Below are 16588 nucleotides of genomic sequence, written 5' to 3' on the forward strand. Positions count from 1 at the left end.
TCCGGTGCTCACGCGTGCCCCCTGCGGTCCGTGGGCCCGGACTGCCGCTGGGCCAGTGCTTCGGCCGCCGCCTGCTGGTAACGCAGCACCGCCTGCTCGGCGACGCGCAGATCGCACGGCGCGCTCCACAGCATCCGGCGGGCCGCGTCGTAGCGCTCCGTCAGCACCATGTCCTCGGCGAGTCCGTGCCGGGCCACCTTCGCCTTGTACGCGTCGAGCCTGCCGCGCAGCTCGGCCCGGACCGCGAGCGGCGCCGTGACAGCGGTCAACGACTCGCGGGCCCGGTGCAGTTCGTCCTCGGCCTCCCGCTCCAGGGACTCCAGCAGCGGCGAGAGACGGTGCCACTGCGCGTGCCTGCGGTATTCGGCCGCCGTCGACAGCCGCTCCTGGAGCGCCGTCGACGGCCCGCTCACCGCGGGCACCTCGGAGGCGGCGATCTTCGCCAGCACCTCGCCCCGCGCGGAACGGGCCTCGGTGAGCGTACGGTCGGCGCGCGACAGCACGTCCCGCAGCCGCAGCAGCCGAGCCTCCGAGTCCTGGCGAACCGTCAGGACCGCGTCGATCTCACGGCGTACGTCCTCAAGCGCGCGGGCCGCCCGGTCGTAGCGCTCGGTGTCGGGCCTGCCGCCGCCGGGCGCCGAACTGCCGTGCACCGGCTGCCAGAAGGCCAGCGGATCCGAGATCACCTGGGCGCGCAGCGTGCTCAGCTCGTCGGTGATCGCCTCCAGCTCGTCACCCGCCGGATGCTCACCGGGCCGGACCCCGGCGGAGTACGCCAGAGAACGGGTCCGGTTCAGCTCGGCGGCCAGCAGATCTATCCGGGCGGGCAGCGCCGACCAGACGGAGTCCGATGCCACGACCATGTCCAGCGACTGCGCGTACAGCTCGTTCATCCGCGCGACCAGCTCGGCGAGCGTGAACTGCTCGGAGAGCTTCGCCGGCCCCGCGATGGAGGTGGTGGCGGTGGCCGAACCCGCGACCGTGACGCTGCGGCCCCGCAGCCTCTCGGTCAGGTCCACCAGGTCCTGCTGGTTGAGCCACCGCAGCCGGGCCCGGGCCTCTCGGGCACCGCGCAGGGCGGCGGAGTAGGCGTCGAAGTAGTTCCACAGCAGGGTGATCGTCTGCTCGGTGGAGGCCCAGCGGTCCTTGGTGACCCCGCTGAGGGCGGCCCCTTCGAGCAGCCGACGGCCCGCGTGGTCCTGGAGGGCGAGCAGGGACGTCTCGATCGCCTCGTGCTCGGCGCCGAGGCGCGCGAGGGCGCGGTCCGCCTCGTCCCGGTCCATCGCCGGACCGGCCGACCCCCCCGTCGGTCCGGGGAAGGAGCCCGCGTCGCCCATCGATCACCTCTCCGCTCTGCCCTGACCGCTTCCGTCACCGGTGCGCGGTCGTCGGTCTTCGGTCCGAACCCTCGGTTCTCGCTACCCCGTCCTCAGTCCTTGTACTTCGCCGCGGGCGGCGCGGTTATGCCGGGCAGCCCGGCTTCGAGCCATTTGCTGTACGACTTCATCCAGGGGCTGTTGGCACCGCCCGCGCGGTACTCCACCAGAACCTGGTTGACCCGGCGCACCAGGTCGTCGTTGCCGAGCTTGGCCGCGACGCCGTAGTACTCCGTGGTGAACGGATTGCCCACCAGCTTGACCGCCGGGTCCTGGGCGGCCTGGCCCGCCGCGAGCGCGTTGTCCGTGACGACCGCGTCGACCTCGCCCATCTGGAGCCGCACCAGGCAGTCCAGTTGGTTCGGCACCGTCAGCTTGTCCTCGTCCTGGTCGGTCCCGTCGCCCTTGTCGTTGAACGTCGCGCCGAACGACTTCTCCGCCAGCGCGTCGTACGCCGTCGAGCCCTCCGCCGAGCAGACCCGCTTGCCGGACAGGGACTCGTCGTACCCCGTGATGTCCGAGTCCTTGGGGGCGAGCACCTGCTGGCCCGCCTGGAAGTAGGCGGTGGAGAAGGCGACCTGCTCGATCCGCGCGCAGTTGATCGTCATGGTCCGTACGACCAGGTCGACCGTGCCGTTCTCCAGGGCGCCGACCCGCTGGTTGGTGGGGATGGCACGGAAGATGATGGCGTCGGGGGAGCCGAGGATGTCGTCCGCGATGGCGCGCGCGAGGTCGATGTCGAAGCCCTCGATGGTGCTGGTGGCGGGATCGCGGTAGCCCCAGCGGAAGCTGTTCTGGTCGATGCCGACGATCAGATCCCCGCGCGCCTTGATGTCCTCGATGCTCGCCCCGTCGGCGGAGGACGGTCGCAGGCTGCGCTCGGGTTCGTCGCACGTGGGAGCCTCGGCGGCCTTCGGCGCCGACTCGGCGGCGACCTTCTGCGGCTCCCGCCCGTCCTCCTGCGCCCGGGTGTCGCGTGAGAGCGGCAGCAGGGCGAGCGTCGCCGTCAGAGCGACGGCGGCGGCGATCGTGACTCCCGTACGGCGGCCGGCCGGTCGCCGTGAGCTCTCCGGCGGCCCGTACGGCTCGCGCGGCCCGCCCGTGTCCGTGGCGTCGGTTGTCATGCCTCCCCCTGTCACCGGTACTCCGAAAGCCTGCGGTTGATCCCCAGGATCGCGCCGACCGCGCCCAGCAGGGCCAGCACGACAGCACCGATCGCCAGGCCGGTCAGCGCGTCGCGCCCGCCCTCGGCGGAGTCGGTGAACTCCTTCTGCTCGTGGTCGATCGCCTTCGCGAGCGCCTTGTCCACCTGGTCGAAGGACTCTCCTGTCGAGTCCTTGTCGCCGACGACCTTCTCCAGGGCGCCCACGTAGTCACCGGCCTTGTCGGTGTCGTTCGCCGACTTGTGCCGCTTCTGCCACTCGGTGGCCGCCGTGCGGGCCTGGCCGACCGGCTGGGACCCCTCCTCGTCGTCGGCGAGCTTCCGGGCGTCCTCCAGCGTGGTGCCGAGGGCCTTCATGTTGCTCAGATAGTCCGTCTCGTACTGGTCGCTCTTGCCGTCCTTGGTGAGGACGGCGCCGCGTGCGACCAGCGTCAGGTTCTCGTTCGCCCGGGCCTTCAGCGAGCTGATCCGGGCGTCGTTGAGGACCTTCAGCGACGCCTGGCCGTGCGCGGTGGCGTTGTCCAGGTCGGCGCGGGCGACGGTGTGGCCCACCGCCAGCCAGAGCACCACGACGGTGGACGCCGCCGTCGCCGCCAGCAGACCGTGGTTGAAGACCCTGTTCGTCCGCTCGTAGTTGCGGCGCTGCGCCCAGGCCAGGAGACCGAGGGCGGCGACGCCCGCGCCGAGGGCGAGGAACGGCCATACACGGGCGCTGTCGGTGTCCTGGTCGAGCCGGGCGGTCTCCGACGCGTACAGCTTCTCGGCCGCCGGCAGGATCTCCTTCGTCATCTGCTGGTTCGCGTACCGCAGATAGGCGCCGCCCAGCGGCAGTCCCTGGCGGTTGTTGGCCCGCGCGCGCTCGATCAGGCCGGTGTACCGGGGCAGTTGTTCGTTGAGGGTGGCGATCTGGCGACCGGAGTCGCTGTCGCTGTCGGTGTTCGTCGCGGCCTTGATCAGCAGCCTGGACGCGGTGTCGATGTCGTCCCTGTACCGCTTCTGTACGGTCTCAGGCTCCTGAGCGCCCGCGAGGAAGCCGCTCGCGGCGGCCGTGTCGGCGTCGGCCAGCGAGCGGTAGATGTTCGCCGCGTCCGCGCTCAGCGGCTGGCTGCGGCCGACGACGTCCTGGGCGGCGGAGGCGCGGTCCGCGACCTGGAAGGCCGTCACCGCCCCGAACACCACGACGAGCAGGGCCAGGACGGCCCCGATGATCTGGAGGCGGCCGGGCTCCGTCGTCGCCGCCGCGCGCAGGCGCTCCCTGATCTCGGCCCAGGCACCCTGCCGCGCGGGTGGCGGCGCGGGCGGTGGAGCCGACTGCGCGGGCGCGTGCGTCGGCGCCGGAACAGGCGCTGTGCGCACGTTCGGCGGGTATGTCACTTGACCTCCCCCTCGGTCACTGACGACGGCGTCGCGCCCCTCGGCGGACGGAGGGACGTCTCCCGGCCAGCAGTATGGCCGCAGGGACCGGCATCCACACAAGCCTTGACTCGATCTTGTGCGAACCAAGCGCGCCGGCGGAGCACGATCCCCCTACCATGCTCCCCCATTGAATACGTCGGAGACCCGTGATCGGTTCCCACCGGCGAGGGTCCGGACACGGGTCCGCGGCCGTTCGACGGAGGCCCGCCGATCGACCGCGGAACCCCGCCGAACCCACCGAACGCCGGCCGTATCGGCCGGAGTGCTCAGGCGTCGTAGTGCGCCCGCAGCCTGGCGTGCGCGTCCGGCGCCGCGCCGGTGTGATCAAGGCCGAGCAGCCCGGCGCCCAGCACCGGCGGCGCCGTCACCACCCCCACCACGGCCTTCGGCGCGCGGGCCGCGAGCAGTTCCCGGATGCCGTCGTCCAACTGGGGGTGCCTGGCCGCCAGCACACTGCCGCCCAGCAGCACCGGAACCTCCTCGTCCAGCAGCCCCAGCCGCTCCAGCGCCACCCCCGCGAGCGCGACGACCTCGGCGGCGAGCCGGTCGACCAGCGACCTGGCCACCGCGTCACCCGCCGCGCTGGTCGCGAAGAGGACCGGCGCCAGCTCGTGCCTGCGGCCGTACGGGACATGACCCAGGTGCAGTGCCTCGATCACCGCGTACACCGAGTCGAGGCCGAAGTGCCCCGGCACCGTACGCATCAGCTCCGTCGGCTCGCCCCGCCCGTCCTCGGCGCGCGCGGCGAACCACAGCGCCTCCTCGGAGAGCCCGGAGCCGCCGCCCCAGTCGCCGGAGATCCGGCCGATGGCGGGGAAGCGCGCCGTACGGCCGTCCGGCAGCATGCCCACGCAGTTGATGCCCGCGCCGCACACGACGGCGACCCCGCGCGGTTCCGCGCCGCCCGGCAGCCCGGCACGCAGTATCGCGAAGGTGTCGTTGCGCACCTCGGTGGTACGGCCCCAGCCGCGCCGCTGTACCGCCGACGCCAACTCCGCCTCCTCCACGGGGAGATCGGCGTTGGCCAGACACGCCGAGACATGCCCGGCGATCCCCTCGGTACGGAGGCCGGCGTCGGCCGCCGCGTCGGCGACGATCGCGGCGAGCCGGTCGATCGCCGGCTCCACGCCCACGACCGGCGGCTGGAAGCCCCCGCCGCGCGCCGCCCCGAGCACATATCCGTCCGCACCGATCACGGTCACATCGGTCTTGCTGTTCCCGGCGTCGACGGCCAGGACGCTGCCGCGTCCCGCCGCCGGCTCAGTACGGCTCACGCCCACGCGAGGTGCTCCCGGTTGTGCGCGATCAGCCGGTCGGTGAGGCCCTCGGCGTACTCGTACTGACCGATCAACGGGTGGGACAGCAGCGCCTTGTAGACGCGGTCGCGCCCACCGTGCAGCGCCGCCTGGAGGGCCAGGTCCTCGTACGCGGTCACGTTCGCGACCAGCCCCGCGTACAGCGGATCGAGCTCCGGCACGGCCAGCGGCGTCGCCCCCGAGGCGTCGACACGGGCCTGGACCTCGATCACCGCGTCGTCGGCGAGGAACGGCAGGGTGCCGTTGTTGTACGTGTTGACGACCTGCACCGGGCTGCCGCCGCTGCCCGCGTCGCCCAGCAGCGACGCGGCGAGATCGACCGCGGCCTCGCTGTAGAAGGCGCCGCCGCGCTTGGCCAGCAGTTCCGGCTTCTCGTCCAGCGCCGGGTCCCCGTACATGGCGAGCAACTGCTTCTCCATCTCGGCCACTTCAGCGGCCCGGGACGGCTTGGTGCCCAGCTCCCTGACGACCTCGTCGTGGGCGTAGAAGTAGCGCAGGTAGTACGAAGGCACCACGCCGAGGGTGTCGAGGACCCGGCGCGGCAGCCGCAGGTCGGCGGCGATCGTGTCGCCGTGCTCGGCGATCAGCTTCGGCAGCATGTCCTCGCCGTCGGGACCGCCGATCCGCACGCTCCGCTCCCACGTCAGATGGTTCAGCCCGACGTGCTCCAGATGGACGGCGGAGGGGGCGACGTCCAGCAGTTTCGCGAACCTCCGCTGGAAGCCGATCGCGACGTTGCACAGCCCGATCGCCTTGTGCCCGGCCTGGAGCAGGGCGCGCGTCACGATCCCTACCGGGTTGGTGAAGTCGATGATCCACGCGTCCGGGTTGGCGCGCCGTACCCGCTCGGCGATGTCCAGCACGACCGGGACCGTACGCAGCGCCTTGGCGAGACCGCCCGCGCCCGTCGTCTCCTGGCCGACGCAGCCGCACTCCAGCGGCCAGGTCTCGTCCTGGAGGCGCGCGGCCTGTCCGCCGACGCGCAGTTGGAGCAGGACGGCGTCGGCTCCGGCCACGCCCGCGTCCAGATCGGACGTCGTGACGATCCTGCCGGGGTGTCCCTGCTTGGCGAAGATCCTCCGCGCGAGACCGCCCACCAGCTCCAGCCGGTCGGCCGCCGGGTCGACGAGCACGAGCTCACTGATCGGGAGCGTGTCCCTCAACCGGGCGAAGCCGTCGATCAACTCAGGTGTATAGGTGGACCCGCCACCCACTACTGCGAGCTTCATTTGTTCTTCTAGCCCTTCACTCCGGTCAGTGTGACGCCCTCGACAAAGGCCTTCTGTGCGAAGAAGAAGACGAGGATCACGGGGGCCATGACCAGTACGGTCGCGGCCATGGTCAGATTCCAGTCGGTGTGGTGCGCGCCCTTGAAGGATTCCAGCCCGTAACTGAGCGTCCAGGCGGCCGGGTTCTCCGATGCGTAGATCTGTGGGCCGAAGTAGTCGTTCCACGCGTAGAAGAACTGGAACAGCGCCACCGCGGCGATGCCCGGTTTCGCCATCGGCAGGACGACCCTGAGCAGCGTACGGAACTCGCCGCAGCCGTCCACGCGCGCCGCGTCCAGGTACTCGTCGGGGATCGTCAGCAGGAACTGCCTCAGCAGGAAGATGGTGAACGCGTCGCCGAACGCCATCGGGATGATCAGCGGCCAGAGCGTGCCCGACAGGTCGAACTGCTTCGCCCAGAAGAGATACATCGGAATGATGATCACCTGGGGCGGCAGCATCATCATCGAGATGACGAGCATCAGCGACAACTGCCGCCCGCGGAAGCGGAACTTGGCGAGCGCGTACGCCACCGGGATCGAGGAGAGCACGGACAGCAGCGTCCCGAGCCCCGCGTACAGCAGGGTGTTCTTCCACCAGGTCAGAAAGCCCGGCGTGTCGAACACCTTCGCGTAGTTGCCCCACTCCCAGCTGTTCGGGGTGAGGTCGCGGGTGAGGGCCTGCTGGTCGCTCATCACCGAGGTGAGGAAGAGGAAGACGAACGGCAGTACGAAGAAGAGCGCCGTCGCGACACCGAGCGCGTGCACGGCGATCCAGTGCAGCGCCGCCTTGCGGCGCGCGGTACGGGCCGCCGGTGTCCGTCCCTCCGTCGGCCGTACGGGACGGCCGGGCGCGTCCAGGAGTTGCTGGGTCATGGTCAGTCACCCGTTCCGATCAGTCCGCCGCGACGCCGCATCAGGAACGCGGTGAAGACCATGGCCAGGGCGAACAGGACGAGCGCGACGACGCAGGCGGCGCCGTAGTCGAAGCGCTGGAAGCCGAGGTTGTAGACGAGCTGCGGCAGGGTCAGCGTCGACTTGTCGGGATAGCCGGGCTCGAACTGCTGGCCCGAGCCGCCGATCACGCCGGAGGCGACCTTGCCCGCGACCAGAGGCTGTGTGTAGTACTGCATCGCCTGGATCACACCCGTGACCACGGCGAACAGCACGATCGGCGAGATGTTCGGCAGCGTCACGAAGCGGAACCGCTGCCAGGACGACGTGCCGTCCAGCTCCGCGGCCTCGTACTGCTCCTTCGGTACGTCGAGCAGCGCGGCCATGAAGATCACCATCAGGTCGCCGATGCCCCAGACCGCCAGCGCCGTGAGCGCCGGCTTGGACCAGGTGGCGTCGTTGAACCAGCCCGGTGTGGGCAGTCCGAGATCGCCGAGGATCGTGTTGACCGGCCCCGTACCGGGGTTGAGGAGGAACACGAAGGCCAGCGTCGCCGCGACGGGCGGTGCCAGGTACGGCAGGTAGAACAGGGTCCGGAAGACCCCGGTCCCCGTCTTGATCTTGGTGATCAGCAGACCGACGCCGAGACCGAACAGGACCCGGCAGGCGACCATGACCAGGACCAGCCACAGGGTGTTGCGCAGCGACGGCCAGAACATCGGGTAGTCGCTGAAGACGTACGACCAGTTCCCCAGCCCGTTCCAGACGGGGGCGTTGAAACCGTCGTACTTCATGAAGGAGAAGTACACGGTCGAGACGAGCGGATACGCGAAGAAGACCGAGAACCCGATCAACCAGGGCGACAGGAACGCCGCCGTCCGAAGCGCGCTCCTGCGCCGCTTCGAACGGAGCGTGTTGCTGGACATCAGTGATTTCCCGGCCTGCTACTTGGCCTGCTCGATGTCGCGGTCGATCTGCTGCGCGGTCTTCTCCAGACCCTCCTGGAGGTTCTTCACGGAGCCCTTCTCGTACTGGAAGCCGAAGTCCTGGAGCGTCTGCTGGTACGTCGCGCCGTTGATCGCGCCGTCGGGGGTGCTGGACTTCGGGTGCTGGGCGATGTCGAGGAACGTCTTGAAGCGCGGGTCGAAGTCCAGGTCGGGCGACTTGAGCGCGGCGAACGTGGAGGGCACGTTGCGGATGCCGTTGGCGAACTCCACGACCGCCTTCGTGTCGGTCGTCATGTACTTCACCAGTTCCCAGGCGGCGTTCTGCTTCTTGCTCTGCGGCGCGATGCCCATGATCGTGCCGGACAGGAATCCCTTCCCGTAGCTGTCGGCCTCGTCGTCGGCGACGGGCATCGGCGCCACGCCTATCTCGAAGTCGGCGCCCGCGTCCTCGGCCATGCCGAGCCGCCACTCGCCGTCCAGCTGCATCGCCACCTGACCGGTGTGGAAGGGGTGCTTGGCGCCCCACTCGTCACCGAAGGTGCTGCGGAACTTCTCCAGCTTGCCGAAGCCGCCGAGATCCTCCACCAGCTTCTTCTGGTAGGTGAACATCTTGGCGAAGGCCGGGTCCTTGGCGACGTTGGACTTGCCGTCCTTGTCGAAGTAGGCGTGGTCCCAGCTCGACATGTAGTGGTCGACGACCGTCTCGTAGCCGTGGTACGTCGGCATCATGCCGACCCGCTCGTAGGTGTCGCCCTTGGGCTTGGTGAGCTTCTTGGCGACGTCGGCCAGCTCCGACATCGTCTTCGGCGGGGCCGTGATGCCCGCCTCCTTGAAGGCGTCCTTGTTGTAGTACAGCCCGTACGCGTCACTGAGCAGCGGAAGCGCGCAGCGGTCGCCCTCGAACTGGGTGTACTGGAGCAGCACCTTCGGGAAGGTCTTCTCCAGATCGATCTTGTCCTTCTTTATGAAGGGCGCGAGATCCGCGAAGGCTCCGGAGGAGCAGAACTTGCCGACGTTGGAGGTGGTGAAGGACGACACGACGTCCGGGCCCTTCGAACCACCCGCGCGCAGCGCCTGGTTGAGCTTGTCGTCGTTGATGTTGCCGACGACGTTGACCTTGATGTTGGGGTGCGCGTCCTCGAAGCGGTCGATGTTGTCCTTGATCGCCTTGACCTCGGCCGGCGCGCTCCAGCCGTGCCAGAAGGTGATCGTGGTCTTGGCGTTCGGGTCGTCCGACGCGGAGTTGCCGGACTGCCCCGTACAGGCGGCGGTGAGGACGGACAGCGCGGCGACCGCGACGGCGGAAGCGGTCAGACGGCGGTTTCTGGGCATGACGGAACTCCCGGTGTCGGTCGGGTCCTGAAAGGGATGGTGTGGGTGTTGAGGGGCTCGGAGGCCGCGGGCGGACGGGTCAGCGGGAGGTGTCGAAGACCTCGTCGCGAGTGGTCGCGAGGGCGCTCTCCAGCGCGCCTCGCAACACGGGGTCCCGCTGCACCTCACCGATGAGCAGCCGGGGTCTGGAGGCGGCCAGTTCGGCGAGTTCCGCCTGGACGAGCGCGCGCAGGGGTTCTCCGCCGGCGGTGGTCACCCCGCCGGCGAGGACGATGAGTTCGGGGTCGAGCACCGCCGTCACCGACGCGAGACCGGTGGCGAGCCGCTGCGCGAACAGCCGCAGGAGCTCGGCCAGCCGCGGGTCGTCCCCGTGTCCGGCCGCCGCCTTCGTAAGGAGGCCGGCGGCGACGTCCGCGTACGGCTGCTCCGGCGTCTCGATGCCGAGACCGCGGGCGAGACGCGGTACGCACTGGGCGCCCGCGAGTTCCTGGAAGCCGCCGCTGTTGGCCTTGACCACCTGGCGTACGAGGGGAGTGCCCGGCACCGGCAGGAAGCCGACCTCCCCGGCGCCGCCGGTGAAGCCGCGGTGCAGCCTGCCGCCGATGACCAGGGAGGCGCCGAGACCTTCCTGGTTCCACAGGAGGACGAAGTCGTCGTGGCCGCGGGCCGCTCCGAGCCGCTGCTCCGCGACCGCCGCGAGATTCACGTCGTTCTCGTACTCGACGGGCATCGGCAGCGCGGCGGCGAGTTCGTCGAGCAGCGTGGGGGAGTGCCAGCCGGGCAGGTGGGACGCGTACCGCAGCCGCCCGGTGGACGGGTCGAAGGCGCCCGGCGTACCGATGACGACACGGTGCACGTCGGCGCGCGCGAGACCGGCGGCCTTCACGGCGCCGTCCAGCGCGTCGGTCACCTGGGTCACCACGCTGTCGGCGGAGCGGCGCCCCGGCGTGGGCAGTTCGAACCGGCCGACGGTGGCCCCGGTGATGTCCGCGACGGCGGCGAGGACGCGCTCCGGGTTCACATCGAGCCCGGCGGCGTGGGCGGCGGCCGCGTTGACCGCGTACAGCTGCGCGTTCGGGCCAGGACGCCCCTCCGTGGTGCCGGTGGCGACGACGAGACCGGCCGCCTCCAGCCGGGCCAGCAGCTGGGACGCGGTCGGCTTGGAGAGACCGGTCAGTTTGCCGATCCGGGTACGGGAGAGGGTGCCGTGCGCCAGCAGGAGGTCCAGCGCCGCGCGGTCGTTCATCGCGCGCAGGACGCGTGGTGTGCCCGGGGACGGCGTGGACGGATCGCTCACGGCGTGTGCACCTGCCCTTCGGCGACTGCTCTCCCGGTGCCGTTCTTCGCGACACTGTTAGGAAAGTTTCCTATTTGATGGGAGGAAAGTAGGCCGGGCGTCAGGGAGCAGTCAATACCCGTTCACGACCGGCGCCCCCGAGGCAACCAAAGCGTTACCTGCGGGGGCGCGTGTGCGACGGACTTTCGAATCGGTGCCGGGGCGGCTTCCCGGCGGGCCCTCGGCGGGCCCTCGGCGGGCCCTCGGCGGGTGCTGAGGGGCACCGACGGGCTCCAGGGGCTCCCGGAGCCTCCCGGGGCCCGCTACTTGGTCAGATTGGGGTTGGGCGGCTGCTGCGGCGCTATCGGCGCGGCGGCGAGGGACTGCGGCGACGTGGGACTCGCCAGGGCCGACGGCGCGGCCACACCGGCCGACGGATCGGCCGGGGCCGCCTCCGTGCCCACCAGGGGCAGTCCGCCGACGATCTGGATGCCCGCCGCGTCGAACGCCTGCTTGATGCGCCAGCGCAGCTCGCGCTCCACGCCCAGCGCCTTGCCCGGCATCGTCTTCGCGCTCACCCGCACGGTCATCGATTCGAGCAGGACGGAGTCCAGGCCAAGGATCTCCACCGGGCCCCACAGCCGCTCGGCCCAGGGGTCCTCCTTCGCCATCTTCTCCGCGACCGCGGTGATGACGTCGCGGACCCTGTCGAGGTCCTCGGTCGGCCGGACCGTCACATCGACACCGGCCGTGGCCCAGCCCTGGCTGAGGTTGCCGATCCGCTTCACCTCGCCGTTGCGGACGTACCAGATCTCGCCGTCGTCGCCGCGCAGCTTGGTCACCCGCAGCCCGACCTCTATGACCTCGCCGGACGCGACCCCCGCGTCGATGGTGTCGCCCACCCCGTACTGGTCCTCAAGGATCATGAAGACACCGGAGAGGAAGTCGGTGACGAGATTGCGCGCGCCGAAGCCCAGGGCCACACCGGCGACGCCCGCCGACGCCAGCAGCGGGGCCAGATTGATGTTCAGCGCCCCGAGCGCCATCAGCGCCGCGGTACCGAGGACCACGAACGACGTCACGGAGCGGAGCACCGATCCGATGGCCTCGGAGCGCTGCCGGCGCCGCTCGGCGTTCACCAGAAGGCCACCGAGGGCCGTGCCCTCGACGGCCGTGGCGCTGCGGTTCATCCGTGCTATCAGCTTGGTGATGGTGCGCCGCAGCACATGGCGCAGCACGAGCGCGATCACCACGATCAGCAGGATGCGCAGGCCGATGCTCAGCCAGGTGGACCAGTTCTGCTCCACCCAGCCCGCGGCTTCGTTGGCACGGTCCGCCGCCTCGTCGAGTGTGGCGGGCTCGGGCGTCGGGCCAGGGGTCGGCGGGGCGGACGGGGACACGGCGGGACCTCCTGCAAACACGGGCGGGGACCAACCACACTAACGGGGCATCGCGTGCACTCCGTTGCCCCGCGGGAGGGAGAGACACTCCTCACGCGAGGGTGGCGGGCGAAGTCGCAGGAAGGTACGGGGGCGAGGACACGCCAGGTCAGGGGGACCGGAGGGTGTGTGGGCGAAAACACTCCGAGCCCGTTACCAAGACGTGGTGGCGTTTCGACCAGGCATGAGGAGAGACTTAGACAGATCGTCCCGGCGCGAGCCACGCGCCGCCGGCGTACAAGGAGGCACCGTGCCACATGTCCTGGTCCTCAACGCGTCGTACGAGCCGCTCGGCGTCGTACCGCTCCGTCGCGCGCTCGTCCTCGTTCTGGAGAACAAGGCCATCTGCCTTGAGGAATCCGGCGCCTTCCTGCACAGCGAGACCCGGGTGCTGCCCGCGCCCAGCGTCGTACGGCTGAAACGGTTCGTCCGCGTCCCCTACCGGGGGCCCGTCCCCCTGACCCGTCGTGCGCTGTTCGCCAGGGACGGCGGGCGCTGCATGTACTGCGGGAGCGTCGCCACCAGCGTCGACCACGTCATCCCGCGCAGCCGGGGCGGGAAACACGTGTGGGACAACGTGGTGGCCGCCTGCCGCCGCTGCAACCACGTCAAGGCCGACCGGCACCTGCGGGAGCTGGGGTGGAGACTGCGCCACCAGCCCGCGCCGCCGTCGGGGCTCGCCTGGCGGATCATCGGGACCGGACACCGGGATCCGCGCTGGATGCCGTATCTGCAACCCTTCGGCGCCGAGGACGCGGTGGCCCGGATCGACGGCATTTCCGCCTAGGATCCGGGCCTTCGTCGTGCCGGGGCGCGTGTGCGCCGCGCGGAACTCCGGCATGCCCCTCGCGGGTCCCAGGCGACGCGTCCCCCGTACGCGACGGCGCGTCCTCCTTACGAAGGCGGAGGCTTGGGCGGCGTCGTCACGGTGACCGCGTACGCCTCCACCGACCACAGCGAGTAACCGAAGCGGGTCGCCCGTCGCTCGCCCTGGATCCGGACGAAGCGGGTCTCCTTCGCGTCCATACGGACCGACTCACGCCCGCCCCGGCCGTCCGCCACGCGCGTCGCGTCGCGCCAGGAGCGCCCGTCGGCCGAGACCTGGACCCGGTAGGCGCTCGCATAGGCGTCCTGCCAGTTCAGGACCACCTGGCCGAGCCGGACCGGCTCAGCCAGCTCCACCTGCCACCACGCGCCGTCCTCCGCGGGGGACGACCAGCGGGTGGCCGGGTCGCCGTCGCCCGCGGCGCCGGCCGGGAACGCGGGCGTCTCGTCGCCCGACGACGAGGCCACCGCGCCCGGCGTCCTCACGAGGTCGGGCCCGCCCGTACGCGGCGAGGCCCGCACCGTCAGGGTGCGCTCCTCACCGCCGAACGACAGCGGCACCCGGTAGGTACCCGCCGGGGTGCCCTCGGGGACGGTCACCCGGACCGGCACCGTCGTACGGAGGCCGCGCGGCACCGTCACCCGCTCGGGCACCGTCACCTTGATGCCGTCCGGTGCCTTCGCCGTCAGCGCGCCGCTGATCGGGCCGGGGCGCTGAGCCTCCAGCTCCGCCTCCACGATCGTGGCCTCGCCGCCGATCTCGGCGTCCGCCACGCTGCGGGCGAGCTCCAGCCGGACCCGCGGCTCGTCGGTGAACCACGGCACGACCCGCCGCACCGAAGGCGTCGTCGCGCCCGGCACGTCGGGCCAGCTGACCCGTACGGCGTCGGCGCGCAGCCCCTTCGCGTCGGTCTGGGTCCAGCCGCTCCGCGACACGGGCCCCAGCCTGCGCCAGCCCTCGCCCGGGACGTGCACCTCCACGGAGGCACCGTCGCCCGTGCCCGGCTCGGTCATGGTCGTGATCACGCCCACGGGGCGGGCGCGGCCGACGCCGACCGTGTACGCGTCGGTGCTCCGGGTGGCGCGGGCCTCCGGGCCGGCGGACCGGTCCGCGCCCGTCCAGGCCGCCGACTCCTCAGCCGCGCGGTCCAGGAACGGGTCGAGCACGCCCTTGCCGACGGTGACCGTGCTCTCCGCCGCCGCCTTCCGCAGCGGCTCCAGACTCAGCGACGCCTGCCAGGCGGCGTCGCCGTCGCCCCGCGACTGCGCCTGGAGCATGTCGACCGACAGCTCACCGGCCCGCCCGTACCGCGCCAACTGCTCGCTCCACGGCCGCACTTCGTCGTCCAGCCGCCCGTTGGCCGTGCCGGACAGGCGCTCCGGAGTCTCCCGCATCACGGTGAAGGCGGCCCGCAGACGGCTCGCCGCCGCGTCCCTGGCCTTCGGGTTCTCCGCGGCCCGGGGCCCCGTACGGGTGCGCCAGAACTCCTTCAACAGAGGGCGGAGATACGCCGACTCCGTCCGGCTCAGGATCGACGAGGAGTCGTTCCCGGCGAGCGCGCCGATCGCCTCGCGCGCCTTGGCGTCGTCGCCCGCGAGATCGTCCATCGCCGCCTGCCAGGACTCCTGCGGCCGGTAGCCGCGCGGGTTCCAGGCGTAGTCGGCGGCCGTGAACAGCGGAATGCGTGACGCGGACGGCTGCTCCATCGCGTTGGCCAGCAGCGCCGCCGAACCGGAGGCCACGGCGGGCTCACGGCCCGTGTAGGGGCCGAGGAAGATACGGCCCTGCTCGTAGTCGTTGACCGGGTAGTTGTCCATCGTCACCAGCGGATGCTTGAACGCCTCGCGCGCATCCGCCAGTTCACTTCCGGTGATGGTGCGCGGCACCACACCGACGCCCGTCCACGCCACCTGCACCCGGCCGTCGAGATCGTCGGCGAGCGCCGTGCGGTACTCGGTGGCCCCGTCCTGGAAGTACTCCGTGGGCATCACGGTCAGCGGCTCACCGCCCGGATACCGCCGCGCGAGGTGCTCCGCCACCGCGTTCGCGACGCGCGCCTGCGCCTTCGCGGCGGCGCCGGGACCCGAGCCGAAGGTGTCCCGGTCCTCGTCGCAGTGCCATTCGCTGTAACTGACGTCCTGGAACTGGAGCTGGAAGGCGCGCACCCCCAGCGCCCACATCGCGTCCAGCTTGCGCGTGAGGGCCTTGACGTCCTCCTTGGAGGACATGCACATGGCCTGGGCCGGAGCGACGGCCCAGGCGAGCGTCACATGGTTGCGCCGCGCGCGCTCGGCCAGGTCGCGGAACTCGGCCCGCTGCGCGGCGGGGTACGGCTCACGCCAGCGCACCTGCCGGAAGGTGTCGTCGCCCGGCGCGTAGAGATAGCGGTTCTGCTTCGTGCGCCCCATGAAGTCCAGCTGCGACAGCCGCTCCTGATGGCCCCACGGGTCACCGTAGAAGCCCTCGGTCATTCCGCGTACGGCGGTGCCCGGCCAGTCGCGCACGAGGACGCCGGGGACCTTGGCGCGGCCCGGTCCGCCGACGATCAGCTGGCGCAGGGTCTGCGCGGCGTGGAAGAGGCCGTCGTCGCCGGCCCCGTCGAGCGCGATCGTCCGGCGGCCTTCGACGGTGCCCACGGCGATCCGGTAGCCGCCGGAGGGCAGATCGGTCCGCTCACGTGCCCGCAGGGTCCTCAGGGCGGTCCGGGCGCCGCCGCCGCCCGCGAGGACGACGGGGCCGTCGCCCGGCGGCGGGGGCGCGGGGCGGCCGGATACGGGCGGGGCCGTCGTACGGACGGTCCGGACCCCGGCCTCGCGCAGCGCGTCCTTCAGGGCCTCGACGGCGTACGGGTCGCTCTCCTCGGGTGCGACGACGGTGACCTCGTCACCGAGGGTGACGGTTTTCCCGCCCGGCTTGAGGGACTGGGGGCGGGGCCAGACGGCGGGCAGGCCCGATTCGGCCTCCCCGTCGGGAGTGGTGGCAGCGGGGGATCCCGGGTCGGCTGGGGCCGCCGTCGCGCCGGGTGCCGTGCCCAGGAGTCCGCCGATCACGGCCACCGCGACGGCCGTCGCCGTCCGCCTTCCGCGCCCGAGTTGCACGCCCCTGCTCCCCTCGTGGCTCCCCGAATTCCGGTCCGCCCGGACGATCGGCGTCGAGCCCACCACCCCGGGGTGGAGGTGTCAATGCGCGTGGCCGTTGTGACCGTTTTGCCGGTTGTGATAGGCAGGGTGGGTCAACTGCCGCTCGGGTGACGGAGCGTGAGCCGGGGCACGTTAACCGGAGCGGTACGTCTGTGGCCGTGCCGACTGGGTAGGGCTGGTGTGTCCCGTTGTACGAG

At 71.3% G+C, this 16588-nt stretch carries 12 protein-coding genes; 1 reads left to right on the plus strand and 11 read right to left on the minus strand.

Annotated elements, in window-relative coordinates; genetic code table 11:
* Positions 1–8: 8 nt before the first annotated feature.
* The 10 genes from IEY79_RS10430 to IEY79_RS10475 all read right to left on the minus strand — a co-directional run bounded on the left by IEY79_RS10430 (position 9) and on the right by IEY79_RS10475 (position 12386).
* On the minus strand, positions 9–1337 hold the full coding sequence (locus IEY79_RS10430; RefSeq protein WP_189107083.1) for a coiled-coil domain-containing protein: 1329 nt from the start codon (positions 1335–1337) through the stop codon (positions 9–11).
* Between the two features lie 92 nt (positions 1338–1429).
* Complete coding sequence (locus tag IEY79_RS10435; protein ID WP_189107084.1) at positions 1430–2500, minus strand: glutamate ABC transporter substrate-binding protein; 1071 nt, start codon at positions 2498–2500, stop codon at positions 1430–1432.
* An 11-nt stretch (positions 2501–2511) separates the two neighbouring features.
* Positions 2512–3912, minus strand: a complete 1401-nt coding sequence (locus IEY79_RS10440; protein WP_373292513.1) for a GlnX family signal transduction membrane protein — start codon at positions 3910–3912, stop codon at positions 2512–2514.
* 308 nt (positions 3913–4220) lie between these two features.
* On the minus strand, positions 4221–5228 hold the full coding sequence (locus IEY79_RS10445; RefSeq protein WP_189107085.1) for an N-acetylglucosamine kinase: 1008 nt from the start codon (positions 5226–5228) through the stop codon (positions 4221–4223).
* Positions 5225–6499 carry a 6-phospho-beta-glucosidase gene (locus tag IEY79_RS10450; protein WP_189107086.1) on the minus strand — a complete coding sequence of 425 codons (1275 nt, stop codon included), beginning with the start codon at positions 6497–6499 and terminating at the stop codon, positions 5225–5227. The genes IEY79_RS10445 and IEY79_RS10450 overlap by 4 nt, the downstream gene beginning before the upstream one ends.
* A gap of 8 nt (positions 6500–6507) precedes the next feature.
* On the minus strand, positions 6508–7413 hold the full coding sequence (locus IEY79_RS10455; RefSeq protein ID WP_189107087.1) for a carbohydrate ABC transporter permease: 906 nt from the start codon (positions 7411–7413) through the stop codon (positions 6508–6510).
* A 2-nt stretch (positions 7414–7415) separates the two neighbouring features.
* The gene (locus IEY79_RS10460; RefSeq protein WP_189107088.1) at positions 7416–8357 is read right to left on the minus strand and encodes a carbohydrate ABC transporter permease; all 942 of its coding nucleotides are present in this window, start codon (positions 8355–8357) and stop codon (positions 7416–7418) included.
* Positions 8358–8375: 18 nt separating this feature from the next.
* Positions 8376–9710 carry an ABC transporter substrate-binding protein gene (locus IEY79_RS10465; protein ID WP_189107089.1) on the minus strand — a complete coding sequence of 445 codons (1335 nt, stop codon included), beginning with the start codon at positions 9708–9710 and terminating at the stop codon, positions 8376–8378.
* A 79-nt stretch (positions 9711–9789) separates the two neighbouring features.
* The gene (locus tag IEY79_RS10470) at positions 9790–10956 is read right to left on the minus strand and encodes an ROK family transcriptional regulator (protein WP_189107173.1); all 1167 of its coding nucleotides are present in this window, start codon (positions 10954–10956) and stop codon (positions 9790–9792) included.
* Positions 10957–11309: 353 nt separating this feature from the next.
* Entirely contained in the window at positions 11310–12386 is a 1077-nt protein-coding gene (locus tag IEY79_RS10475) for a mechanosensitive ion channel family protein (protein WP_189107090.1), read from the minus strand.
* Positions 12387–12675: 289 nt separating this feature from the next.
* Between IEY79_RS10475 and IEY79_RS10480 the strand changes: the two genes are divergently transcribed.
* Positions 12676–13212, plus strand: a complete 537-nt coding sequence (locus IEY79_RS10480) for an HNH endonuclease (RefSeq protein WP_189107091.1) — start codon at positions 12676–12678, stop codon at positions 13210–13212.
* 107 nt (positions 13213–13319) lie between these two features.
* Here IEY79_RS10480 and IEY79_RS10485 read toward each other — a convergent pair whose 3' ends face one another.
* Complete coding sequence (locus IEY79_RS10485; RefSeq protein WP_189107092.1) at positions 13320–16349, minus strand: glycoside hydrolase family 84 protein; 3030 nt, start codon at positions 16347–16349, stop codon at positions 13320–13322.
* Between the last annotated feature and the right edge of the window lie 239 nt (positions 16350–16588).

The sequence above is a fragment of the Streptomyces camponoticapitis genome (assembly GCF_014646115.1).
Lineage (GTDB): Bacteria > Actinomycetota > Actinomycetes > Streptomycetales > Streptomycetaceae > Streptomyces > Streptomyces camponoticapitis.

What these genes read in the sequence shown, in the direction of transcription:
- IEY79_RS10430 (WP_189107083.1), bottom strand. Translation starts at nt 1,337, where the DNA reads ATGGGCGACGCGGGCTCCTTCCCCGGACCGACGGGGGGGTCGGCCGGT.
- IEY79_RS10435 (WP_189107084.1), bottom strand. Translation starts at nt 2,500, where the DNA reads ATGACAACCGACGCCACGGACACGGGCGGGCCGCGCGAGCCGTACGGG.
- IEY79_RS10450 (WP_189107086.1), bottom strand. Translation starts at nt 6,499, where the DNA reads ATGAAGCTCGCAGTAGTGGGTGGCGGGTCCACCTATACACCTGAGTTG.
- IEY79_RS10455 (WP_189107087.1), bottom strand. Translation starts at nt 7,413, where the DNA reads ATGACCCAGCAACTCCTGGACGCGCCCGGCCGTCCCGTACGGCCGACG.
- IEY79_RS10460 (WP_189107088.1), bottom strand. Translation starts at nt 8,357, where the DNA reads ATGTCCAGCAACACGCTCCGTTCGAAGCGGCGCAGGAGCGCGCTTCGG.
- IEY79_RS10465 (WP_189107089.1), bottom strand. Translation starts at nt 9,710, where the DNA reads ATGCCCAGAAACCGCCGTCTGACCGCTTCCGCCGTCGCGGTCGCCGCG.
- IEY79_RS10470 (WP_189107173.1), bottom strand. Translation starts at nt 10,956, where the DNA reads ATGAACGACCGCGCGGCGCTGGACCTCCTGCTGGCGCACGGCACCCTC.